General features: G+C 41.2%; 23 protein-coding genes and 1 riboswitch. Of the genes, 12 read left to right on the top strand and 11 right to left on the bottom strand.

The window, feature by feature from the left end; translation table 11 throughout:
* Positions 1-3 precede the first annotated feature (3 nt).
* A complete protein-coding gene (locus tag MMU07_RS16835) occupies positions 4-1,380 on the top strand; it encodes a putative oxidoreductase C-terminal domain-containing protein (protein WP_241127508.1) in 1,377 nt (458 codons plus the stop codon).
* 32 nt (positions 1,381-1,412) lie between these two features.
* On the opposite strand, the gene MMU07_RS16830 is transcribed toward MMU07_RS16835, so the two are convergent.
* From MMU07_RS16830 to MMU07_RS16815, 4 genes are all read right to left on the bottom strand, one after another.
* Positions 1,413-1,832 carry a hypothetical protein gene (locus MMU07_RS16830; RefSeq protein ID WP_241127506.1) on the bottom strand — a complete coding sequence of 140 codons (420 nt, stop codon included), beginning with the start codon at positions 1,830-1,832 and terminating at the stop codon, positions 1,413-1,415.
* Positions 1,833-2,024: 192 nt separating this feature from the next.
* Positions 2,025-2,678: a YiiX/YebB-like N1pC/P60 family cysteine hydrolase gene (locus MMU07_RS16825; RefSeq protein ID WP_241127504.1), complete on the bottom strand. Its 654-nt coding sequence runs from the start codon at positions 2,676-2,678 to the stop codon at positions 2,025-2,027.
* Between the two features lie 346 nt (positions 2,679-3,024).
* Positions 3,025-3,312 (bottom strand): hypothetical protein, encoded by a 288-nt coding sequence (locus MMU07_RS16820; RefSeq protein WP_241127502.1) that lies wholly within the window; start codon positions 3,310-3,312, stop codon positions 3,025-3,027.
* Positions 3,313-3,324: 12 nt separating this feature from the next.
* Complete coding sequence (locus tag MMU07_RS16815) at positions 3,325-4,983, bottom strand: DNA polymerase/3'-5' exonuclease PolX (protein ID WP_241127523.1); 1,659 nt, start codon at positions 4,981-4,983, stop codon at positions 3,325-3,327.
* A 151-nt stretch (positions 4,984-5,134) separates the two neighbouring features.
* Between MMU07_RS16815 and MMU07_RS16810 the strand changes: the two genes are divergently transcribed.
* The 6 genes from MMU07_RS16810 (at position 5,135) to MMU07_RS16785 (ending at position 9,825) form a co-directional block, all read left to right on the top strand.
* On the top strand, positions 5,135-5,542 hold the full coding sequence (locus tag MMU07_RS16810) for an EVE domain-containing protein (protein ID WP_241127501.1): 408 nt from the start codon (positions 5,135-5,137) through the stop codon (positions 5,540-5,542).
* Entirely contained in the window at positions 5,539-7,194 is a 1,656-nt protein-coding gene (locus tag MMU07_RS16805) for a transcriptional regulator (RefSeq protein WP_241127499.1), read from the top strand. The genes MMU07_RS16810 and MMU07_RS16805 overlap by 4 nt, the downstream gene beginning before the upstream one ends.
* Before the next feature lie 306 nt (positions 7,195-7,500).
* Positions 7,501-8,043 (top strand): bifunctional pyr operon transcriptional regulator/uracil phosphoribosyltransferase PyrR, encoded by a 543-nt coding sequence (gene pyrR / locus MMU07_RS16800; protein WP_241127497.1) that lies wholly within the window; start codon positions 7,501-7,503, stop codon positions 8,041-8,043.
* A gap of 7 nt (positions 8,044-8,050) precedes the next feature.
* The gene (locus tag MMU07_RS16795; protein WP_241127495.1) at positions 8,051-8,974 is read left to right on the top strand and encodes an aspartate carbamoyltransferase catalytic subunit; all 924 of its coding nucleotides are present in this window, start codon (positions 8,051-8,053) and stop codon (positions 8,972-8,974) included.
* A gap of 106 nt (positions 8,975-9,080) precedes the next feature.
* Positions 9,081-9,494: a nucleotidyltransferase substrate binding protein gene (locus tag MMU07_RS16790; protein ID WP_241127493.1), complete on the top strand. Its 414-nt coding sequence runs from the start codon at positions 9,081-9,083 to the stop codon at positions 9,492-9,494.
* 4 nt (positions 9,495-9,498) lie between these two features.
* Complete coding sequence (locus MMU07_RS16785) at positions 9,499-9,825, top strand: nucleotidyltransferase domain-containing protein (protein ID WP_241127492.1); 327 nt, start codon at positions 9,499-9,501, stop codon at positions 9,823-9,825.
* A 79-nt stretch (positions 9,826-9,904) separates the two neighbouring features.
* Here MMU07_RS16785 and MMU07_RS16780 read toward each other — a convergent pair whose 3' ends face one another.
* A complete protein-coding gene (locus MMU07_RS16780) occupies positions 9,905-10,966 on the bottom strand; it encodes a YncE family protein (protein WP_241127490.1) in 1,062 nt (353 codons plus the stop codon).
* A complete protein-coding gene (locus MMU07_RS16775) occupies positions 10,963-12,849 on the bottom strand; it encodes a TonB-dependent receptor (RefSeq protein ID WP_241127488.1) in 1,887 nt (628 codons plus the stop codon). The genes MMU07_RS16780 and MMU07_RS16775 overlap by 4 nt, the downstream gene beginning before the upstream one ends.
* Positions 12,850-13,097: 248 nt before the next feature.
* Positions 13,098-13,314: riboswitch (cobalamin riboswitch) on the bottom strand.
* Positions 13,315-13,594: 280 nt separating this feature from the next.
* Here MMU07_RS16775 and MMU07_RS16770 point away from each other — a divergent pair.
* The 5 genes from MMU07_RS16770 (at position 13,595) to MMU07_RS16750 (ending at position 19,440) form a co-directional block, all read left to right on the top strand.
* Entirely contained in the window at positions 13,595-14,758 is a 1,164-nt protein-coding gene (locus MMU07_RS16770) for an ABC transporter substrate-binding protein (RefSeq protein WP_241127485.1), read from the top strand.
* A complete protein-coding gene (locus MMU07_RS16765; RefSeq protein ID WP_241127483.1) occupies positions 14,748-15,779 on the top strand; it encodes an iron ABC transporter permease in 1,032 nt (343 codons plus the stop codon). Before MMU07_RS16770 ends, MMU07_RS16765 begins: the two co-directional genes overlap by 11 nt.
* A gap of 49 nt (positions 15,780-15,828) precedes the next feature.
* On the top strand, positions 15,829-16,830 hold the full coding sequence (locus MMU07_RS16760; protein ID WP_241127481.1) for an ABC transporter ATP-binding protein: 1,002 nt from the start codon (positions 15,829-15,831) through the stop codon (positions 16,828-16,830).
* A 149-nt stretch (positions 16,831-16,979) separates the two neighbouring features.
* Entirely contained in the window at positions 16,980-18,722 is a 1,743-nt protein-coding gene (locus tag MMU07_RS16755; RefSeq protein WP_241127478.1) for a GMC oxidoreductase, read from the top strand.
* A gap of 10 nt (positions 18,723-18,732) precedes the next feature.
* The gene (locus MMU07_RS16750; protein WP_241127476.1) at positions 18,733-19,440 is read left to right on the top strand and encodes a gluconate 2-dehydrogenase subunit 3 family protein; all 708 of its coding nucleotides are present in this window, start codon (positions 18,733-18,735) and stop codon (positions 19,438-19,440) included.
* A gap of 88 nt (positions 19,441-19,528) precedes the next feature.
* Here the strand turns inward: MMU07_RS16750 and eno are convergent, their stop codons facing one another.
* The 5 genes from eno to rpsD all read right to left on the bottom strand — a co-directional run bounded on the left by eno (position 19,529) and on the right by rpsD (position 24,182).
* Positions 19,529-20,812 carry a phosphopyruvate hydratase gene (eno, locus tag MMU07_RS16745; protein ID WP_241127474.1) on the bottom strand — a complete coding sequence of 428 codons (1,284 nt, stop codon included), beginning with the start codon at positions 20,810-20,812 and terminating at the stop codon, positions 19,529-19,531.
* Between the two features lie 21 nt (positions 20,813-20,833).
* Positions 20,834-21,931, bottom strand: a complete 1,098-nt coding sequence (gene carA, locus MMU07_RS16740; protein ID WP_241127466.1) for a glutamine-hydrolyzing carbamoyl-phosphate synthase small subunit — start codon at positions 21,929-21,931, stop codon at positions 20,834-20,836.
* A gap of 127 nt (positions 21,932-22,058) precedes the next feature.
* Positions 22,059-22,553 (bottom strand): 50S ribosomal protein L17, encoded by a 495-nt coding sequence (rplQ, locus tag MMU07_RS16735; RefSeq protein ID WP_241127463.1) that lies wholly within the window; start codon positions 22,551-22,553, stop codon positions 22,059-22,061.
* Between the two features lie 6 nt (positions 22,554-22,559).
* Positions 22,560-23,549 (bottom strand): DNA-directed RNA polymerase subunit alpha, encoded by a 990-nt coding sequence (locus MMU07_RS16730; RefSeq protein WP_241127461.1) that lies wholly within the window; start codon positions 23,547-23,549, stop codon positions 22,560-22,562.
* 30 nt (positions 23,550-23,579) lie between these two features.
* Positions 23,580-24,182 carry a 30S ribosomal protein S4 gene (gene rpsD, locus MMU07_RS16725; RefSeq protein WP_241127459.1) on the bottom strand — a complete coding sequence of 201 codons (603 nt, stop codon included), beginning with the start codon at positions 24,180-24,182 and terminating at the stop codon, positions 23,580-23,582.

Genomic DNA, 24,182 nt, shown 5'->3' with positions numbered 1-24,182 from the left:
CAGATGAAAAAGCGTTTTCTCACTATTCCATTCTTGGCTTTTTTGATTTTCTTCCAATACTGCAGTGCTCCAAATAATGAAAAAATGGAACTTTCGGATAAAGGCAAAGTAACCATCATGAGTCTTGACCCAGGGCATTTCCATGCAGGGCTGATCCACAAGACCATGTACCCACAGGTTGATTCGACGGTTTATGTTTTTGCACCTGAAGGGGCAGAATTGGACGATTACATCAAGAGGATCGCAGGCTACAACTCACGTGAAGAATCCCCGACAGCATGGAACATAGAAGTGGAAAAAGGGGATGATTATTTGGCAAAAATGATTTCCAAAAAGACGGGCAACGTGATGGTTGTCGCCGGAAAGAATGACCAAAAAATCGACTATATCAGCGCTGCCTTTGCCAATGGAATCCATGTCTATGCGGACAAGCCTCTCGTCATCAATCAGGAAGGTTTTAAGAAATTGGTCAAAGCATTTGAGGCAGCTTCAGAAAAAAATCTCCTCCTGTATGACATCATGACGGAGCGATTTGAGATCGCTTCTCTACTTCAACGGGAACTCTCGATGTTGTCAGCTGTTTTTGGAGAATTGGAAAACGGTAGCTTGGACAATCCTGCCATTACCAAAGAAAGCGTTCACCACTTTTTCAAGTATGTTTCAGGCAATCCTTTGGTCCGTCCAGATTGGTTTTTTGATGTGAGCAAAGAAGGAGAAGGCATAGTCGATGTGACAACCCATTTGGTGGATCTGATCCAATGGGAGGCTTTTCCAGAAGTCATCTTGGATACCACCGATGTGCAGATGCTGACTGCCAAAAGATGGCCCACTTCTCTAACTTTGGATGAATTCAGTAAAGTAACAGGCAAAGCCGAGTTTCCTGAGTTCTTAAAAAAGAACCTGAAAAATGGAAACCTTGAAGTCTTTTGTAATGGAGAAATGAATTACACGCTGAAAGGGAAACATGCCAAAGTCAGCGTGATCTGGAATTTTGAGGCACCGGAAGGTACCGGAGATACGCATTACAGTATGATGCGCGGCACCAAAGCAAACCTCATTATCCGACAGGGAAAAGAGGAAAACTTCAAACCGACTTTGTATGTGGCACTCTTACAAGGTCAAGACCAAGTACTCGAAAATGCGATAGCCTCCACCCTTCAGACCAAATACCCCGGGCTTGGACTTCAAAAACAAGAAAACGGAGAATACCTGATTCTCATTCCTGACAGCTACCATATCGGGCATGAAGCGCATTTTGGGCAAGTCACAGAGAAGTTTTTGGAATATTATGAATCAGGAAAAATGCCGGAATGGGAAGTTCCCAATATGATTGTGAAGTATTTCACTACTACGAAGGCGCTGGAGATGGCGAAGGAGTAAAAAATTTCGCAACTTAAACCCATCGAGACCAATCAACTCAACCTATTCTTCCTAGTCATCACCTTGATAAATTCCACTTTTCGGAAGCGCAACGCAGACCAGTTCTCATCGATGGCAACTTGCCGTACAGGCTCAAAACCATTTGCTCCCAAAGTATTCCAGCCAGAATCCCGGTTGATTAAAGCTTTGTATTTCTTGGAACTCCCTTTTGGATAGGCCATCCAAAGCATTTCATCTTTCTGAACGAAATTTTTGACAGCCTCCAAATTGGCAGAGATTTCATTTTCTGTCTGAACAAAAAGCAGAAAAAAATTAGCCTCTTGGGGAGTTTCAACTATGGCAACTTCCTTTTCCACCCAATTCTCCACAACAGAGATGAACTCCTCCGGAAAATTGGCTACAAAGATTTTCATGCCTTCTTTGTGATTGAGTTTTTTGAGCAGTTCAGTCATGGTTTTGAATGATAAATAGGTTTAAAAAAAATTAGGTATTTACACTATGATGCCAATAGATTGGTTGTCAATTTAAATTCTTGCCATCGGACATAATTACCCAATACATCGGTCTTCCGGCTTCGGTCTTCCGTCACGACTCAAGAAGCATATAGGGTCACTGGCAAAGAAGTGTATATCCATTAAAATAATTCAATTCCGGGAAATTTCCATCATCTCCAAAACAGGTTCCAAGGACATTCCGCCTGGATTCAAACCTGGTTTTCCTTCAGGAACGGGAATTCCCAATTCCAAAAAGTAAGTTTCCCAAATTGGAAATAATTCACCTGTGTCAGGATCATTGTAGGTCATGGGCTTGGGTTGGAAAAGATCCGAACCTCCATTTGCGGCTTTGAAGGCAAAGTGGATCAATTCAGAACAGTAGTACGCCTCATTGTCAAAATCAAAAGCCGAATCATAGGGTTTGCCAAGATGCTTTTTAGCTTCTAAAATAGCTTCCGGAATCAAATGTTGGAATTCGGATTTTAAACGTCCTACCATCACTTTCGGCTTTCCATTTTCATCGAGGTGCCTGTTGAGGAATTCCTGCAAGGGTGTTTTGCTAACTCCTTTTCCGATCGCCTCAAGCACAAACCAATCGCCATTTTCCTGTATCAGCAAGCCATTGTGTGAAAACTCAATGCCCTGATATCCTTCAGTTACTTTCCGGATGGCTTCACAAAAACCCCCGCAGTCCCCGTCTTGAAACAGGATATCGCCTTCCTGCCAGGAGAATTCTTTTTGGATGCATGAAAAAAACAAAATCATGACTCCCAATAAGAATAATTGGCTTTTCAAAAATTTCATTGATTATCAGTTTTCGTTAAATAATATTTACCAATATCTCTAGTTCAAAAATGTCCACCAACGACAGATTTCAGGTGGCGTCACCCTGAGTGAAGCGAAGGGTCTCAATTAAATATTGGGATTCTTCACCTCCGCAGGCTCCCGGTACCTATGGCGATTTTGTCGGAGCCGTCACTCTGAGTGAAGCGAAGAGTCTTTCCTAAAATAATGAGATCCTTCAGTCGTACCTCCTTCAGGATGACGCAACACCAACCGTCTTTACTTTTCTGAACTTTTTTACTGTTAAAACTCTGTTTGATCTTGAAAGAAGCTGCCGTGGTCTATCGACTATGGACTATTTGACCAACTATATCACCAAAATAAAAAACACCAAAGCCACCCCGAGCACCAAAATCATTTTTTTGGCTTTGTCCTTGGCCTGTTCTGATATTTTCCTTTTTCGCAATACCATGATGGCGATACTCAACCCAAAAAACTGCAACAACAATCCTACCCCGTTGAGCGGTCCCATCGGGGCATTCAAGAACTGAAAGTACCCATTGAAAAGCGGCACCAAACAAATCACAATGCCTGCCACTCCAAAAATGAAAGAACGCTGCAACAGCAGGTTCTCATCCTTATCAAACCACTTCATCCTTCTTATCTTTTATTTGATTTTACTTTTTCTATCCTGAAAATATTTCCCGATTTCATCGGCTGACATGGCATTGAAGGTCATGTCTTTGGTCAATCCTCCTTTTCTCCCCGCGATCACACCATACTTCATATCCGCATAGCCTTCCATTTCGTGGGCATCGGGGTTGATGGAGAGCTTCACGCCTTTGTCCATGGCATAATTCACCCATCTCCAATCCAAGTCCAATCTCCAGGGATTGGCATTGATTTCAATCACCACATTGTGGATTGCACAGGCATCAATGATTGCTTTGTGGTCGATGGGATAGCCTTCTCTTCGAAGCAGTAACCTTCCAGTAGGATGTCCCAAAATGGTGGTGTAAGGATTCATAATTGCATTGAGCAATCTTGCTGTGGCTTTTTTTCTGTCCATACCTAGGTTGGAGTGGATGGAGGAAACGATAAAGTCAAAGCTTGCCAATACTTCCTTGGGATAATCCAGGCTGCCATCTGTGAGGATATCACTCTCAATTCCTTTGAAGATCCGGAAGGGCGCCAACTCCTTGTTCAACTGATCGATCTCTAGGTGTTGCTTCTGCACTTTTTCGATTTCCAAACCTCCGGCATAGAAAGCCGTGCGGCTGTGGTCAGAGATACCCAAGTATTCATAGCCCAATTCCTTACAATATTCGGCCATCTGCCGCAACGTGTGCTTGCCGTCGCTGTAAGTAGAGTGGTTGTGCAAAATCCCTTTCAGGTCTTTATCTTCAAGCAATTGGGGAATTTTCCCGGCCTTGGCCAGATCGAATTCCAGATAACCTTCCCGCAATTCTTCGGGAATCCATGGCAATCCTGCTTTTTCGAAAAACACTGACTCAGAAGCAATCGGGGTATTTTCCCGAAGCACTTCTATCATTGTTTTTTCTCCCTCTATGGGGTACAACAAGTGGGATTTGGTACCTGTCCTCACGATTTTTTCTTCCACAAAGTTCGATGGCCTTGCAAAATGAATGATCAGGTTGATTTCAGGCTCGGTCATTTTTCCCGTCCATTTAAAAGGACTGGAGGATTTTTTATCATAATCCAGATTATCGAGACTGGAAAGCATAACAACCGTATCAGCATGGTCTTCGGTGGCGACAAGCCATTCTACCCTTTCAATTATTTCTGCTTTCCGTGCAAATTCCCCCACTGTCACAACTCCATTAACTCCGGAAAGTGCTTTGATTTTTGTGCCAAAGTCAGCCATTATCCCTTCTATGTCGGCATAAAGCCATTTCCCTTGATTGGCCTCCCTAAACTGAAGTGAAGCAAGGATGCTTTCTTGTGTTTTTTCTCCAAATCCTTTTGCCTTTGCCACCTGACCGGATTGACAGGCCTCAAGCAATTCGTGGGTAGAGGTGATGTTCAGGTCTTCCCAAAGTGCTTTCACTTTCTTTGGACCAAGTCCTTTGATCTCCAAAATTTCCAAAATTCCCGAAGGTGTTTTTGCCAAAAGCTCCTCCAAATAGGGATGCATTCCGGTGGTCGCAAGGGAAAAAACATACTCAGCAATGCTTTTGCCCATACCTGCATCTGCCTGTAATTGCTCCACAGACTTATCTGAGACTGAGATGTCATTCCTGTCAATGTTGTTGAGCGCCAATTGGTAATTTCTGATCTTAAAAGAGTTTTCATCATGCAGTTCCATCAATTGGATGCTGCGCTTGAGAAGGCGAAGGATTGATTTTTGGTCCAAAATTTTGAAAATGTTTGTTCCTGAGATAGACAAATGTCATCAATTATTGTTTCAAAATAAAATCTTAAACCTTAACTTAAGCCAATCAAACCTTTACCTAAATATGAATTACTGGCTAGTCAAATCAGAACCGAGTGAATATGGATGGGAAGAGCTTGTATCCCAAGGAGAAGATATTTGGGATGGAATCCGCAACTACCAAGCGCGCAATTATATGAAGGAAATGAGAGCCGGTGATTTGGTTTTATTTTACCATAGCGGTAAAAAAAAGGAGATTGTCGGGGTTGCAAGGGTGACTGAGGAGGCTTTCCCTGATCTGGAGGACGGAGAAGACAAAGGATGGGTAGCTATCAGAATAAAATCCGATCAAAAACTGAAAAATCCCGTAACATTAGAGCGGATCAAATCCGATGGTATGTTGTCCACCCTTCCCCTGCTGAAACAATCCCGATTATCGACCATGCCTGTAGAAAAATCACAATTCGATTATATTATCAATCTTGGTTCATGAAAAAACTTGTTCTGACCTTTCTCTTTGCTCTTCTGCAGGTTGTTTCAGTTTTTCCACAAGTGATGTTTGTGGATAGGTTTGAAGTGCCTGGTAATTTTTTTGATAAAGATTTTCTTGTGATTCCAAGATCTGGGGGATTGATTGCTTTTCGGGTGCAGCCCGAAAAAGGATTGAACTTTAAGGGAAATCTCCAATACTTTTTGACTGATTTCAACCTGAAATCCGATAGCTTCAAAGAAATCAGAGTGAAGGATGGCTATGACCTGGTGGGCTACGACCTTGAAGGGGATTACCTCTATATTTTAATGCAAAAAGGCAGTGTTTCCACATCAGAAAGATACCTGATAGAAATAGACCTGAAAAGTGAAGTGGCCAAGGAAATCCCGCTCGAAAATATTTATGCAATGGAACTTCAGGAGTTTTTCGTGCTCAACAGAAGTGCCATTTTCATGGGAAATGCAGATTTAAGGCCTATAGTTCAAATTCTTGACATCCTGGAAAACAATGTCATTACAGTCCAAGGGATCTATTTCAAAGACACCAAAATCCTACAACTCAAAAAAGAAAGCGAACTTGGCTTGCTAGATCTGTTGGTAAGCCGCCGGGATAAGTACAAAATGAAACAGATTTCCTTGATGACTTTTGACGAAAATGGAAACAAAATCAGGGAAGTGGTCATCGAAAAACTTGAAGATCAAGACATGGAGTTGGTCGAAGGCATTATGACCCCTATACAAAATTACCAGCAGTCGATTATTGGCACCTTTGGAAACAGGAAAAGAGAGGCATACCAAGGCATCTATCTAGGTGATATCAATGAATTTGGTGAGTACAAGTTTAAATACCTAACCTTGGAGAATTTCCCCAATTTCTTTAATTACATGAAAGAAAAGCAAAAGGAGAAAAAACTCCAGGAACTGGAAAAATCCTTTGCCAAAGGAAAGACACCTTCTATCAAACCGGTTTTTTCAGCAAGGGAAGTCCTCACACTTGATCAGGGCTATTTGGTTTATAGTGATCACTTTTTGGCCACAAACCCACGCTATATGCAGCGGGACGGGGTTTATGCCAACGAAGCCTACCGATATAGTGCCAATAGGTTGATGATGGATCAGTTGGGTTATGGCTTTGGAAGGTATGGAAACAGCTTTCCAGGTTCGAGGTTTGGCACCTCTACATCCTGGCAGGAACAGGGTGAATACGAATTTGTATCCTCTTATTTCCTTTATTTGAACCGCGATGGTGAAGTGATTTGGGACAATGCCCTAGACCTACTCTTTACATCCACATACAATCCTGGCAAGTATGGGGAGGTGAGTTTTGATGGTGAAAAACTCCATTTTATGTATCTAGATGTCAATGACATCAAAATATATATGAGCTACATAAAAAATGGCGAGGTGGTATTCCAAAACAAAACCTTTGAAATAGAACTTATCAACGAAGAAGAAAGAATCAGAGAAACCCAAAACGCAAGCCTTTCTCTAAAACATTGGTACAGCAATTACTTTTTGCTTATGGGAAAACAGAAGATCAGGTACCTCAATGACGAAAAAAGGGAGCAGATCAAAGATGTTTTTTTTCTTACCAAAATCAAGGTAGATGGAGACCTTTACGTACCTGAGGAGGGAGAAAACCTGGGAAAGGACTGAGCTTAGGAAGTGATAGTTGGCAGTGAACGGTCGCAGTATTCAGAGGACAGTGGTTTTTAGTGGGCAGTCTCCATCCTTCGGAATTCAAATATCCCCAACTTGTGAAAGCTTTTACACTAACCAATTAAAACTCGGAGTGAAGTACAATTGTAGTGGCTATGGTCTGTCGACTATGGACTGATTGTCCGCGGCTCTAATCTTTATTTTTAGAAATTGGCAAAGAAGCGGACAATCATAATCTTCAAAAATCAAATTTTTCAACCCAAACACCTTGAAACTTTTTATATTTGCACACAAAGCAAAGCCATGCAAAAAAGACTTGTTCTGGACCAACAGCAAATCGCCATCATTCTCAAGCGATTCTGCCATCAGTTGATAGAAAACCACGATACTTTTGAAAACACCGTACTTTTAGGCTTACAGCCCCGTGGGCCAATTGTTTTGGATAAAATCGCTAGGTTATTGGAAGAAATTGCAGGTGTGAAGGTGCCATTTGGATATCTTGATGCGACATTTCACCGGGATGATTTTAGAAGAAGGGATTTCCCACTTAAAGCGAACGAAACAAAAATTGATTTTTTGATAGAAGGAAAAAAAGTCGTGTTGATAGATGATGTTCTTTATAAGGGCAGATCCGTCAGGGCGGCATTGGATGCCATGATTGCATTTGGCAGACCACAAAAAGTGGAACTGATGATCTTGATCGACCGAAAATATACCAGAGATTATCCCATTATGCCTGATTATTGCGGTGTGAAAGTAAATACCCTTGAAAGCCAGTATGTCTCAGTGGAATGGGCAGAAAAAGGCTTTGAAAAAGATGCCATTTGGATAATAGAAAAAGCATAAACAGCACATGTCACAACTCAGCACCAGACACTTATTAGGCATCAAAGACATCACCGCAGATGATATCCAACTTATTTTTGAGACTGCGGACAATTTCAAAGATGTACTTAATAGACCGATCAAAAAAGTACCCTCCCTGAGAGACATCACCATTGCCAATGTATTTTTTGAAAATTCCACCCGTACCAGATTATCCTTTGAACTAGCCGAAAAAAGGTTGTCAGCCGATATGATCAATTTTTCTTCCTCCAACAGTTCTGTCAAAAAAGGGGAAACTCTCATTGATACTGTTAACAATATCCTTTCGATGAAAGTGGACATGGTCGTGATGAGACATGCAAGTCCGGGTGCCCCGCACTTTCTTTCCAAAAATATACAGGCAAATGTGGTCAACGCGGGAGATGGCACACATGAACATCCTACCCAAGCACTTTTGGATGCTTTTTCGATAAGAGAAAAACTTGGAGATGTGGCTGGAAAAAAAGTTGCCATCATTGGGGATATCCTCCACTCTAGGGTAGCACTTTCCAATATTTTCTGCCTTCAAAAACTCGGAGCCGAAGTCATGGTCTGCGGACCGATTACCCTACTTCCAAAACACATCGACAGTCTTGGCGTAAAAGTGGAACATGATGTCCAAAAAGCGCTTGAATGGTGCGATGTGGCAAACGTCCTCCGCATTCAATTGGAGCGACAGCAGATCAAGTACTTCCCTTCATTAAGAGAATATTCACTTTACTTTGGGATTAATAAAAAGATGCTTGACCGCTTAGACAAAAAAATCGTAGTCATGCATCCGGGTCCTATCAACAGAGGAGTGGAACTGAATTCGGACGCTGCAGATGGCGAACATTCTATCATCCTTCAGCAAGTTGAAAATGGAGTCGCAATCAGGATGGCGGTATTATATTTGCTTGCGGGGGCTAAATAGGCCAAAGCGGCAAAAATCCATTATAGCATTCGTTTAAAAACCTGTACTTTTAAAAGTAAATGGTGAATTTTGTCATTTCTGATTAAATTAGCCAAAAGAAAATCAGATGGAACCAGATATCAGGTGGGAACAAAGATTTGAAAACTTTTCCAAAGCTTTGAAACAGCTAGAAAGCGCTGTAAGACTTTCAAAAGAAAGGAGTTTGTCAGATTTGGAAGAACAGGGGCTGATTCAAACATTCGAATTTACCCATGAATTGGCGTGGAATGTGATGAAGGATTACTTTTACTATCAAGGAAATAGCCAAATCACAGGTTCACGCGATGCCACAAGAGAGGCATTTAAAGTTGGTTTGGTGACTGATGGAGAAGGATGGATGGAAATGCTTAAAAGCCGAAACAAAACTTCACATACCTATAATCAAGAAACAGCTTCCGATATAGCTAATAAGATCAAAAATTGGTACTTTGAGTTATTTCTCGATTTCGAGCAAAAAATGAAAAGCATAAAGGAAAAATGAGTCCATGGAAAAGTTTGGCCTAAATAAAACCACAATTCATTCGATTAATTCTGTATTCGAGAATCACCCGAATATTGAAAGAACCTTGATTTATGGCAGCAGGGCAAAAGGCAATTTCAGAACGGGTTCAGATATCGACTTGACACTTTTTGGGGATAAATTAACCTTGTCAGAATTATTGAAAATTGAAAACGAATTAGATGATCTTATGCTTCCTTATAAGATAGATATTTCGATATTTCATAAAATTGAAAACGAAAATTTAACAGATCACATCCTCAGAATAGGGAAAGAATTTTACTCCTCCCGACTTCCTATAGACAAAGAATGAGCATCAGGATTAGTTTGAAAAAATGCTCTCAAAAATGTGCCTGAGGTTTTCTTCAAACCCCAAACACAATTCTCTAGAATCACTTAAATATAAATCCTGATGGGGCTTTCCCAACTTCCAAGGTTTTGACAAGCAGACCGGCTGCACTCAGAATAAACACAGATCCATTTCCTTGGAATCCATTGTGTTCCGCCACATAGATTTCCTTCCCTTCGATTTTGAATCCCAAACCATAAATGCCATTGCCTACATAGAAAGAAGGATTGATCACCTGCCCGGAATTTACCGAAACTTTTGCCACAGCATCATTGTAATCCGGCCAACCTGTAGAAGTGACTATCAGAACCTCACTTCCTTCTCCCAATGCAATTATTGGTGTGGAGTTGGCCAAAGGGATTTTAACTGTTCTCACAAGGGCATAATTTCCAGGATTGATTTCGTGAAAAATCGCATGGTTATCATCTTGGGCATAAAGAAATAACCTCCCTTCTATTTCCAAAAACTCCGTTGGATTTCCCTCTACAGCGATACTAGCTGCCACCGTTTCCGAAGAAACAGAGATGACATCATATTTCTTGGCTGCCGTGCAAGCTACATAAATGAAATTTCCTGCCGCAATCATTCCCTCAGGACGGCTGGAAACAGCTATCTTTTTAGCGATTTCTCCCCCATTGAGGCTATTTACTATGGCGACAAAAGAATCAGGATTGTTGAAATCGGCGTCATATGGACCCCAATCGCTGATGAATAGCTTTTGGTTAACGGCAACCAAAGACCTAGAGATATTTAATCCTAAACTTATTCCTCCAAGAAGATCGAAGTCATTTGGAGCTACAATTTCCACCTTTCCGGTATTGGCAACAAGGTAAATTCTCCCCTCTGCTTCCACCATATCCTGAATTAATCCCCCAAAGGGCCTGAAGTTCTTTGCTCGAAAAATATCTTTTTTGATCACTCCTGTAGATGGATCATAATGAAAAACCTCCCCATCGTTGACACCAAAAGCTCCTTCATTCATGATCAAAACACCCTTTTCAAATTCCCCTGCAGGGACATCTATAGGGTCTGTAGTATCATTACTACAGGAAGCAACAAAAAAAGTAAGCCAGAAAAGGGGCAGAAGTAAGCGTAAATTCTTCATAATTTTACATTTAAATTGAGTTGATAATTTCTTCCAGGCATAGCACGCAATGGCATTACCATATAGTCGGTATTGAATAAGTTGTTGATTTGAAATCCAAGGTTTACATCCAGATTCCGGATTGACCAATTGTAATTGCCCCCCACGTCCCAAAGCTGGTATGGTTCTAATCTCCCCGATCCATCAGTTCCCGAAAACCGCTCTCCTACCCTCTGGTAATTCAGAAATGTACTGAATGTCCCTTTCCCAACCATAATTATTGACTGGAATTTATGCAAAGGGGTAAAGGGAAGTTGATTTCCTTTGCTCCGGTCATTTTTCGAAATAACCGTCTGATTGATGGCTCGGGTTTTGGCATAATTAACATTCATATTGAGATCCCATTCTCCGGCTTTTTGGTTTGCTCCCAATCCATATTCCAACCCGGAATTATGAACTTCGCGGATATTTTCTGGGCTCCATACATTTCCTTTGGGAAGCCAAATAATCCAATTGTCCACCTTCATTCTGTATACCGTAATTTTTTGGGAAAGTTCAAAATCCCCTTTTTTGAAAAGGTAATTTAGGCTTGATTCCCCACTCCAGCTTTTTTCAGATTGCAATTCGGGATTGCCACCCGGAATCCAAAAACGGTCATTCAATGTCGGAACTTTGAAGCTTCTAGCCAAATTGGAAGTGAAATGTATTTGGTGAGAGTCATTTCTCCATACTTCCCATTCCCCTCCGATACTTGGTGTAAATGGGGCCAGGTTTCCCTCAAAAACCAGTTGCCTGAGATTGACAGAAAAACTCAATCTTTCTGAAGGACGAAAATTGGTGGATTGATATAATTCTATACGGGATTCTTTTGCTTGATAAGTACTCAAATTACCTTGGATTTCTGTTATTCTGATACCGGATTTAGAATTCCACAAGCTATTGATCTCCCAATCCATGTCCCCTGATAGAAAATACTGGATGGTCTGATTGAATGATCCATTGAAAGTCTGATCATCCCTGACCAAGCCACTTTTTACATTCCAGATTTTATTTTTCCCAAAAAGAAAATAATCCAAAACCCACCTCAGGTTTCGGTCTGATTGAAAATCATTGGTATTTGAACCCATAATTGGTTGAATTTCCCGATTGGTTTCATTCCACCATATAGACGTGCTAATGAGATTTTTGGGGTTGACACTCCATGCCAAGTCCTGCATTACTCCTACCTGTTCTAGTCGGACTTGATTTTGTCTTTCTATCGGAGTACCCATTTTGGTAATGTTTCGAAAAAGGAAATCATTTTCAGAAAAATTACGGTAGATTCTTGTTCTTGTGGATAGTTTTTTTCCCGAAAAGGAATATTCTACTTGTTGGTTCCATCTCCCAAAACTCCCAAATACCGAAGCAATCTTGACCTGATGACCTTCGTCAAAATTAAGTTTATTGATCAAATGGACAGCCCCACCGATGGCATCCGTGCCATAAAGCGCTCCCCCACTTCCAAAGTAGATGGCAGCATGGTCAAAGCCTCCTACCGGCAAAATCGAAAAATCCGACTGGCCAAGCGAGGGGCTGTTGATAGGAAGTCCATTCCAAAAGACAGCATTGTGTCCTGCAGATGTCCCACGCATGGTAAGGGAGGAAAGCATTCCTGATCCATATTGACGAAGAAACAATCCGGTTCTTTGTTGTAGAAAATCCGACAAAGGCAATCCTTGGAAGATTTCAAGGTCTTTTTCGGAAATGTATTTAATGGTACTTCCAAAAGTATATTTGTCGAGAGAAGGAGAAAAAACCTCCACGGAAGATAAAGCAATCGTGTCTTGACTTGTCATTTCTGTTTCAAGAGAAATCTTACTTTCCTTTACAGGATTAAGCTCCTGATTCAGAATTGCTTGAAACATAAAAACCACCAAGAATATCAAAATATTTTGAATTAAATGAAGATCAACACCTATTTAATACAAAGCCTTTTGTGGAAAATGATTGAGAAGAAAGCCTGAATGGTTTAAGCAAACAATCAAGAATGAATAATTCTGAATAAAAAATTCAAAATCCTACATAAGGAATCCATCAATGATAGCCCCTTTCATCCAAATCATTTTTGTGATAAACCAACTGTCTTTTAACTCAACCTTTCACCCGAAAGCTTTGAATATGATGAAAAATGGCAGGTCTCCTGGCTTCCCTGAATTTACCGGCCTTCTCGCACGCCGCAGCGCACAATGGCAATGGAGGTGGGCAAATCGCTATCCCGAGTTGATCGGGATGGGGTTACAGTTGCGGGGACAGCTTCGGTATTTCACCGAATTCCCTTTTCATCCCGAGAGCCTGATGCAGGTTCGGGAACCATAATTCTGTCACAAACATAGCCAAAGAAATTTTTTGACTGGCTATCTGGTAGAATATTTTTTATATGTATCCGCCTTGTTGCACTTAGCCAAACAATTAATGGATGGGGAACGATTAGCAGGCTCAGTGGATAGCGGACCGTCGTCAGTGGACAAGTATCCGCATCCAATAAAGCCTCGTTAAGCCCGTCGTGCAACATTGCACATATTGATTTTATTTTTTGTTCAAAATCCACAATAGAAAATAGACTTTGGCTTTGGGTGTTATATTTGGGAAACATTTGTTGACACTAACAAGATGAAAATTCCCCTACTTCACTCTTTTTCTTCCATTCCCCTGTGGATCTTTCCCATTTTTATAATCCTGCTTTCCTGTCAATCTCCAAAAGAAATCGAAGAACTTGACTTGGTCGAAATCCCAAATTCATATGCAACGGGCTTTGCTGTTTTTCAAGGTAAAGGCTTTAAAGTGGTTGAGGTGCGACAGGCATTTCCTGACGCGCATCCAACTTTTCATTATTTGGTCAAAGAAATGCCAGATTTGAAATTGGATGAGACCGAGTTTGATGCCGTTATCTCACTGCCAATATCGAAGGCGGTGCTGACATCTACGACACATGTTCCCCATCTGGATTATCTGGAGATCTCGGAAGTTTTGATTGGATTTCCTAACCTGGATTTGATTTCCTCTCCACAGACAAGGAAATGGATTGATGCCGGCAAAGTTACGGATCTAGGTTCCGGTGCGCAGGCCAATATCGAGAAGATCATCGAACTCGATCCTGATTGGGTGATGATTTCTACTTTGGGAGAAGACCTCAAGAACCTTGAAATTCTCAAATCAGCTAAGATTTCTACCATACTAAACGGGGAATATGTTGAGAATCATCCCTTGGGAAGAGCAGAATGGATCAAATTTACGGGAGTATTGTTGGGAAAATTCGAAGAAGCCAAAACTGTATTTTCTCAAATCGAATCCGATTACAATCAAGCATCGGATTTGATAAGGGAGTTGCCGGAAAACAAACCAAAGGTAATGGCAGGAGTCATGTATAAGGATATCTGGTATGTTCCGGGTGCGGATTCTTGGGGAGCAAGACTGCTGGAGGTGGCTGGAGGTAATTACCTTTTTGAAGACCAAAAGGGAACAGGAAGTGCAGAGTTGAGTTTTGAGTATGTTTTGGAAAATGCTTATCAAGCAGACTTTTGGTTGGGAGCGGCTGATTTCAAAACATTGGAAGAAATGGAAAATGCAGACCCGAGATATACCCATTTCGAAGCGTTCAAACAGGGTAATGTCTATACTTACACACAAAAAAAGGGGCCAACCGGTGGGTTGGAATACTTTGAGCTTGGATATTTAAGGCCTGATTTGATCCTTAAAGATTTGATCAAAATCCTACACCCGGACCTTTTGCCGGAATATTCCCTATATTTTTACACCAAACTGGATGAAAAATAAACACACGTACTTTCTTTTTCTTACAGGCATGTTGGTATGCTTACTGCTTTTCGCAGTCAATCTGGCTAGTGGATCCGTTTTGATTCCTATTCAGGAAGTGGCCGGGAGATTTATCGGGGGAGAATTTTCAAAAAGCTCTTGGGAGACAATTGTGATCGGATACCGAATTCCCAAAGCCTTTACCGCCATTTTGGCCGGAATCGGGCTTTCATTGAGTGGGCTTCAAATGCAGACATTTTTCAGAAATCCTCTGGCAGGTCCTTATGTGTTGGGGATCAGTTCCGGAGCAGGGTTGGGGGTAGCGTTGTTGATTATGGCAGGATCGGCTTTTGGTTGGTCCATGTATTCAGGTGGGTTGGGGATATGGGCTGTTGTGTTTTCTGCCACTTTAGGATCTGTTCTGGTTCTTTTGCTGATGAGTCTCACAGCGTGGAAAGTAAAAGACAGCATGACATTGCTGATCGTGGGCTTGATGTTTGGCTCGGCAGTTTCAGCTTTGATTTCAGTATTGTCGTACTTTTCGGGGGCTGACCAACTGAAGATGTTTACCATTTGGTCTATGGGAAGTCTTGGAGGTACCCAACCTGATCAGTTAATAGCATTTCTTGTTGCTGTTTTGCTTGGTTTGGTTCCGCTTTTGGTCAATCTCAAATCCTTCAACGCCATGCTGCTAGGGGAGGCTTATGCGGAAAGTATGGGAGTCAATGTTCACCGGCTGCGTTGGGCGATGATAGTCAGCACCGGGATTTTGGCGGGGTCAGTGACTGCCTTCTGTGGACCTATCGCCTTTATAGGCATTGCTGTTCCACATATGGCGAGGCTTGTTTTCAAAACAGGTGATCACCGGGTTCTTTTTCCTGCTTCTGCTTTGATCGGTGCCGCAGTGCTATTGGCTTGCGATACGATCAGTCAATTACCCGGCAGCGCACAGACTTTACCAATCAATGCAGTCACTTCTTTGGTAGGTGCTCCTATGGTCATCTGGCTGATTCTGAGGAGGAATTTCAGTAAGGAGTTTTAAGTAGATGGGAGACTTGAGATTTAAAAAAACGTAACTAACATAATTAACCTTGTCAATTCAAAATTCCATATTGCAGGCAACCAATCTTTCATTAGGTTATCAAAAAGGCAGCAGATCCAATGTGATTGCAGCGCATATTTCCTTTTCTTTAGAAAAAGGAAAACTCACCTGTCTGCTTGGCCCAAATGGTGTTGGTAAGTCCACCTTGATCAAGACAATCTTGGGACAGATTCCTGCTTTAAAATATCAGGTCTATTTGGATAAAAAACCTACCAATTCCATTTCAATTAAGGATTTATCCAAAAAAATCGCTGTAGTTCTCACCGAAAAAATCAACAGTGCAAACCTTACCGTGAAGCAAGTTGTATCTTTGGGAAGAATCCCACACACAGGTTGGTTGGGGAATTTATCTGTAGCAGATCAGCAAAAAATTGATGTGGCTATCCAATCAACGCATATCAATTACATAGAGAACAGGCCCATGAGTGAACTCAGCGACGGGCAATTGCAGAAAGTCATGATCGCAAGGGCTTTGGCCCAGGATTGTGAAATTTTGATTTTGGACGAACCGACGGCACATTTAGACCTCATCAACAGGTTTGAGATCATGCACCTCCTGCGGGATATCGCTAGGAATAAAAATAAAGCCGTGCTCGTGGTAACCCATGATCTTGATATTGCCATTGATACAGCAGATGAATTTTGGCTGATGCAATGCGGCTTACCTTTGGTTTGTGGAAGTCCGGAAGACCTGATTCTTCAAGGAAAAATTGATCTCTTACTTCCCAATGATCGACTCTATTTTGACAAATCTGATGGCAAAGTGCAGGATTCGGAAGAATTTCAATATCCCCACATAGATGGTCCTGAATATATGGTGAAGTGGGTGAAGCTCGCTTTGAGAAAAAATAAAATCAATCCTGAAGGAAAGTCCATTTCAATAAAAACTGAAGGAAAACAAACATACTTTTATTTAAGCCTTGGTAAGCAAACGTTAAAATTTGAGTCTATTGCCTCTTGTCTTGACCATCTTAACCTTGTCAAAAATTAAAATGTCAAATCTCTCCCATTATCCAATGTGAGATACTCAAAATTTCTAATTTTGGAAGTACAAGTTTCTGAAATTACACAAATAAACTGTTTGTAAATTTTAGATTTTTTTATTTAACTTGTAAAACAAACATAAAAATTTTATAAAACATGAGTTTTGAAATCAAATCATCCGGAGAAGCCTATGATGTGATTATCGTAGGGTCCGGTGCAGGTGGCGGTATGGCTTCCAAAATCCTTTCTGAGGCAGGACTATCAGTGGCTGTTTTGGAAGCAGGAGGCGATTTTGATCCTGCAAAAGAGGAAGATAGGACGCAATTGAGACCACCTTGGGAATCACCTCGAAGAGGAAGTGGAACAAGGATCAGACCCTTTGGAGATTTTGACCAGGCTATTGGCGGTTGGGATATTGAAGGTGAGCCCTATACCAACGTGAAAGGAACACAATTTGATTGGTTTAGGTCGAGAATGCTCGGTGGTAGGACCAACCATTGGGGCAGGATTTCTCTACGTTTTGGACCCAATGATTTCAAAAGGAGCAGTATAGATGGAATGGGGGATGATTGGCCGATTGGCTATGATGATGTCAAGCCCTACTATGACAAAGTAGACAAACTCATTGGGGTATTTGGTTCTAAAGAAGGCATGTATAATGAACCTGACGGCTTTTTCCTTCCTCCTCCAAAGCCGAGATTACACGAAATGTTTATAATGAGAGGAGCCAAAAAAGCCAATATGCCGGTAATTCCGGGAAGGCTTTCCATGCTTACCCGTCCGATCAACAATGAAAGGGGAGTTTGCTTCTTTTGTAACCAATGCAACAGGGCCTGTCAGGCATATGCAGATTTTTCTTCAGGAACGGTTTTGATCAAGCCTGCCATGAAAAAAGGTAAAGTTGAATTATACACCAATGCCATGGTGAGGACTGTCACTACCGATGAGTCTGGAAAAGCTACAGGCGTATCCTACATCAGCAAAGTAGATATGAAAGAATATAAGCTCAAATCAAGAGTGGTCGTTCTAGGAGCATCCGCATGCGAATCATCGAGGATTATGCTCAACTCCAAATCAAAAACTCATCCAAATGGGATTGGCAACAGTAGTGGGGTGGTAGGAAAATACCTACATGACTCGACAGGTGCAGACAGAATGGGAATTCTCCCCGATCTTATTGATAGAGAAAGGTACAACGAAGATGGAGTCGGTGGTATGCACGTCTATACACCTTGGTGGCTTGACAACAAAAAACTTGACTTTGCCCGTGGCTATCACATCGAATATTGGGGAGGAATGTCAATGCCGTCTTATGGTATAGGTTTTTCTATGGATACCATGAGAAAATATCTGAAGGATGAATTTGGTAATCCGAGTCCAAACGGCGGATATGGTGAAGGATTGAAAAAAGATATCCGTAGGTCTTATGGCTCTATGGTAGGTATGTCAGGAAGAGGCGAAAGTATACCTAGAGAAACCAATTATTGTGAAATCGATCCGAATGTGGTCGACAAGTTTGGTATTCCTGTACTCAGGTTCCACTATAAATGGTCAGACCAAGAAATCAAGCAGGCAAAACACATGCAAGATACTTTTGAGGAAATCCTCACTAATTCCGGGGCTGTCTTATTGGGCCAAAAACCAGGGGCGGATACCATGTATGGACTAGCTACGCCAGGAAGGATTATCCATGAAGTGGGGACCACAAGAATGGGAAATAATCCTGCCACTTCTGTTTTGAACAGTAACAGCCAAGCCCATGACTGCAAAAACCTTTTTGTGGTAGATGCAGGGCCATTTGTATCTCAAGCCGATAAGAATCCAACTTGGACGATTTTGGCCTTGTCTTGGAGAACTTCAGATTTTATCATCAGTGAATTGAAAAAGAAAAATATATAATTCAGGAGCTATGAACAGAAGAGACAATCTCAAACTCCTTTTTGCCGGGTCATTGGCATCCGGATTCCTTTTGACTAATTGCAAGCCAGAGGATAAAGCAGCTGATATGAGCCCAAAAATCTCAGGCGGGACGATGGGTGGGAGGATCGAAGCAGAAAACATCAGAGACCAAAAACTACTTTCCGAAACATTCTTTACCGAAGAAGAAAGAAAAAAACTGGATGTCTTGGTGAATATAATCATGCCCGCGGGTGAGGATTCAGGAAGTGCAACTGATGCAGGTGTTCCTGATTTCATTGAATTTATGATGAAAGATTATACTGCTTATCAAACACCGATGCGGGGAGGACTCATGTGGCTTGATCACTACAGCGATGACAATTATGGTAAAAAATTCCTGGAACTTTCTGAATCCGAAAGAATGGAAATCATTGAAATGATCGCTTGGCCGGAGAAAGCCAAACCTGAAATGGAAGGCGGTGTTAAGTTTTTCAACATGCTCAGAAACCTTACCTCTACAGGTTATTTCACTTCAGAAATTGGGTTCAACTATTTGGGTTATGTAGGAAACAGACCAAATGTGTGGGATGGAGTTCCTGAAGAAGTTATGAAAAAGCATGGATTTGCCTATGAGGAAAAATACATCCCGCTTTACTTAAAACCTGAAGAAAGAGCTACGGTGGCTGTTTGGGACGATGAAGGGAATCTGATTGGGTAGAATGACTTTCTTTCATCCGGCAGAAATTTAGATAAAACAAAAAAGCAGCTTTTCAGCTGCTTTTTTAATGTTCATTTTTAAAAATCAATCATTTTCTTTTTCCGGAAAAAATAGCTGATTCACCCAATTGCTCTTCAATTCTTAGCAATTGGTTGTATTTGGCCATTCTATCGGATCTGGATGCAGAACCGGTTTTGATCTGTCCGCAGTTGGTCGCTACTGCTAAGTCAGCAATTGTCGAATCTTCAGTTTCACCCGATCTATGAGACATTACAGCTGTAAATCCTGCTTTATGGGCCATCGCAACAGCTTTCAAGGTTTCTGTCAAAGTTCCGATTTGGTTAACCTTCACCAAGATGGAGTTAGCTGATTTTTCCTTGATCCCTCTTTCCAGAAATTTGACATTGGTTACGAAAACATCATCACCGACCAATTGAACTTTGTCTCCAATTTTGGCGGTAAGCATCGCCCAACCTTCCCAATCATCCTCAGCGAAACCATCTTCTATAGAATCGATTGGATACTTTTGGGTCAATTCAGCCAAATATTCAACTTGCTCCTCTCTAGATCTGATTTTTCCGTTTGGACCTTCAAATTTGGTATAGTCGTATTTTCCGTCTTTGTAAAATTCTGTTGCAGCACAATCAAGGGCTATGGTGACATCATCACCCGCTTTGTAGCCGGCATTTTTGATTGCGTCCAAAACACAGGCTAAGGCCTCTTCAGTACCTCCTGAAAAATTGGGAGCAAAACCGCCTTCATCTCCTACCGCTGTGCTGAGTCCTTTATCATGAAGGATTTTTTTCAAGTGATGAAAAATTTCAGCACCCATCCTGATCGCTTCAGAAAAACTTGAAGCACCAACAGGCCTTACCATGAATTCTTGAAAAGCAATAGGTGCATCAGAGTGTGAACCCCCATTGATGATGTTTAACATTGGGACAGGCAGCGTATTGGCATTAACCCCACCGACGTATCTGTAAAGTGGTTGACCGGACTCCATGGCTGCTGCTTTGGCAACTGCCAAAGACACACCAAGGATTGCATTAGCGCCTAGTTTACCTTTGTTTGGAGTTCCATCAAGACCAATCATGATTTCATCAATTAGGTTTTGTTCGAAAACATCCATTCCGACCAGCTCAGGTGCAATGATATCATTCACATTGGAAACAGCCTTTAAAACTCCTTTTCCAAGATATTTTGTTTTATCTCCATCACGGAGCTCAACGGCCTCGCTAATTCCGGTAGATGCACCACTCGGAACAGCGGCTCTTCCAAAAGCACCATTTTCGGTATAAACATCCACTTCAACTGTTGGGTTGCCCCTGGAATCTAAAATTTGTCTTGCATGAATCGATTGAATCAATGTCATAATGTTTAAGGTTTAAGAGTTTTAATTTTTATTAATTAAGGAGATAAAATCATCAAACAAATACCTTGAGTCATGTGGTCCTGGAGAGGACTCAGGATGGTATTGTACTGAAAAAGCAGGACTGTTAATAAGTTTTATCCCTGCTACAGTATTATCATTAAGATGGACATGAGTCATTTCAACGATGTTACTTTTCTCAACATCTTCTCTATTGACAACAAACCCATGATTTTGTGATGTTATTTCGCTTTTCCCGGTCTTGAGGTTTTTGATAGGGTGGTTTAGCCCCCGGTGACCATGGTGCATCTTATAGGTAGAAATACCACATGCTTCAGCCAGAATTTGATGCCCAAGACAAATACCAAAAAGCGGTTTATTTGTAGCCAAAATTTCTTTAGTCGTATTCACTGCATATTCCATAACTGCAGGGTCACCCGGGCCATTTGAGAGAAAATAACCGTCAGGATTCCATGATTCCATTTCTGCCAAAGTGGTCTTTGCAGGGAAAATTTTACAATAAACCCCACGGTCAGCTAGATTTCTCAATATATTTCGTTTAATCCCAAAATCAAGGCATGCTACTTTGATAGCAGAAGATTCATCTCCAAAGAAATAAGGAAGCTCAGTAGACACTTGTGAGGAAAGTTCCAGTCCGTTCATGTCAGGGATTTTGTTCAATTCTGCCTTTAAACCTGCTAAATCATTTCCAAATTCGGAGCTGATGATGGCATTCATGGCTCCTTTGGAGCGGAGATGTCTTACAAGCTTTCTGGTATCAATATCGGCAATTCCTGTAATACCGTATCTGACCAAATAATCCTGAAGAGAACCACTTGCATCAAGTCTGCTGTATACTTCAGAGAAACTGTTCACCACAATACCTGCAATGGTCGGATGGTCTGATTCAACCTCAGAGTCGATGACACCATAATTCCCAATATGAGAAGTTGTAGTGACAACAATTTGCCCTGTGTAGGAGGGGTCAGTGTAGATTTCTTGGTATCCAGTCATACCAGTATTAAAACAAATTTCTCCACCGTTAGTACCGTGGCTTCCAATCAAAGTACCGTGGAAGATGGTACCGTCAGCCAATAAAAGGGTTGCTTTTTGTTTATTCATCGTTATTTTTTGGACTTGCCAAAGTTAAGAATTTTTGGAGTATTAGCCTTGGTAATTTGATTCGGAAATAAAAAAAGGGATTGAACCAAAGTCCAATCCCTTTATATTTAGAATCAACTGACATGAATTACTCACCAGTGTTTTCTTCTTTATTTTCTTCAGCTTTTGCAGCAGGAGCATCTGCGGAATCAGTAGCTTTAGGAGCACTTCTTCTGCTTCTTCTTGTAGTCTTTTTAGCTGGCTGGGCGTCTTTCAACATCAATTCATTGAAATCTACCAATTCGATGATACACATTTCTGCATTATCACCAAGCCTGAAGTTTGTTTTGATGATTCTAGTGTAACCACCTGTTCTTGTTCCGACTTTCTCAACCACATCGCCAAACAAGGCTTTGATTCCTTCTTTGTTTTGAAGGTAAGAGAATACTATCCTTCTATTGTGAGTTGTATCTTCTTTGGCTCTGGTAATCAGAGGCTCTACATATTTTCTTAGCTCCTTTGCCTTGGCAAGCGTCGTAGAAATACGCTTATGAAGAATCAGGGAAGTTGCCATGTTAGAAAGCATTGCTTTCCTATGACTGGCTGTCCTGCCAAGGTGGTTGAATTTCTTACCGTGTCTCATTTTAAATTATTCTTCATCAAGTTTATACTTAGACAAATCCATTCCAAAGGTCAGGCTTTTTTCCTGAATCAATTGCTCCAATTCAGCTAGGGATTTTTTACCGAAATTTCTAAATTTCATCATATCTGAAATTTCCAATTTGGCAAGGTCTCCAAGCGTTCTCACATCTGCTGCCTTAAGACAGTTGAAAGCCCTTACGGAAAGATCCAAATCACTCAATGGAGTCTTAAGTAGTTTTCTCATGTGCAAGAATTCTTCGTCGATTGGTTCAGGTTCAGACACTCCTGTAGAATCCAATACCATGGTCTGGTCTGAAAACAACATGAAATGCTGGATCAAAATTTTGGCTGATTCCTGCAACGCTTTCTCAGGGTGAATAGAACCATCTGTTGTAACCTCCAAGATTAACTTTTCAAAGTCAGTCTTTTGTTCAACCCTAGTATTCTCCACGCTGTATTTCACATTTTTAATAGGAGTGAAAATGGCATCGATTGGAATTACACCAAAAATCTGCTCTTTTGGTTTGGATTCTTCGGCAGGAAGATATCCCCTGCCTTTTTCTACTGTCAGTTCAATTTCAAAACTTTTGGTGTCGTCAAGATGGCAGATTATCAACTCAGGATTCAAAACTTCAAATGAAGAAGTGAATTTGGCGATATCTCCGGCAGTGAAAACAGGCTGATTTTTAACCTCAACTGTTATTTTTCCATCAATTGAATCATGGACTTTTTTAAATCTAACTTGTTTGAGGTTCAGAATGATATCAGTCACATCTTCAACAACGCCCTCGATTGTAGAAAACTCATGTACTACCCCAGGAAGCTTCACAGAAGTGATCGCATAACCTTCCAATGAGGATAAAAGTATTCTCCTCAAGGCATTACCGATGGTGACCCCGTAGCCCTTTTCAAGAGGCTTAAAGGTGAATAGACCGTGAAAATCATCGGCTTTTTCCATTACCACTTTCTCGGGCATTTGAAATGCTAATATGGACATATCAATAGTTCTGTTTAAGTCTGAAAGTAATTATTTAGAGTAAAGTTCGACGATCAACTGTTCCTTGATATTCTCAGGAATATCATCTCTACTTGGAATCGATACAAACTTACCTGCTAAAGAGGTGTTATCCCACTCTAACCATGAATAACGAGTACTTTTACCTGCAAGGCTATTGGTGATTGCCTCAAGAGATTTTGATCTCTCTCTTACAGAAACAACATCACCAGGCTTCAAGGTATAAGATGGAATATTGACTAGTTCACCGTTTACGAGAATATGTTTGTGGGATACAAGTTGCCTTGCGCCTCTTCTTGTAGGGGAAATACCTAATCTATAAACTGTATTGTCCAATCTTGATTCCAGCAACTGAAGAAGGTTTTCACCTGTAATCCCTTGTTTTCTAGATGCAATATCAAACATTTTAGCAAACTGTCTTTCTAATACACCATAGATGTATTTTGCCTTCTGCTTCTCAGCAAGCTGAATAGCATATTCAGACTGTTTTTTCCTTCTACCTCTTCCGTGCATTCCGGGAGGGTAATTTTTCTTTTGAAGAGCTTTGCTGTATCCTTCGATAGCCTCTCCGAATCTTCTGGCGATTTTTGCCTTTGGACCTGTATATCTTGCCAT

Source organism: Cognataquiflexum nitidum, assembly GCF_022538055.1.
Lineage (GTDB): Bacteria > Bacteroidota > Bacteroidia > Cytophagales > Cyclobacteriaceae > Cognataquiflexum > Cognataquiflexum nitidum.
This window is presented reverse-complemented; position numbering and strand designations above follow the sequence as displayed.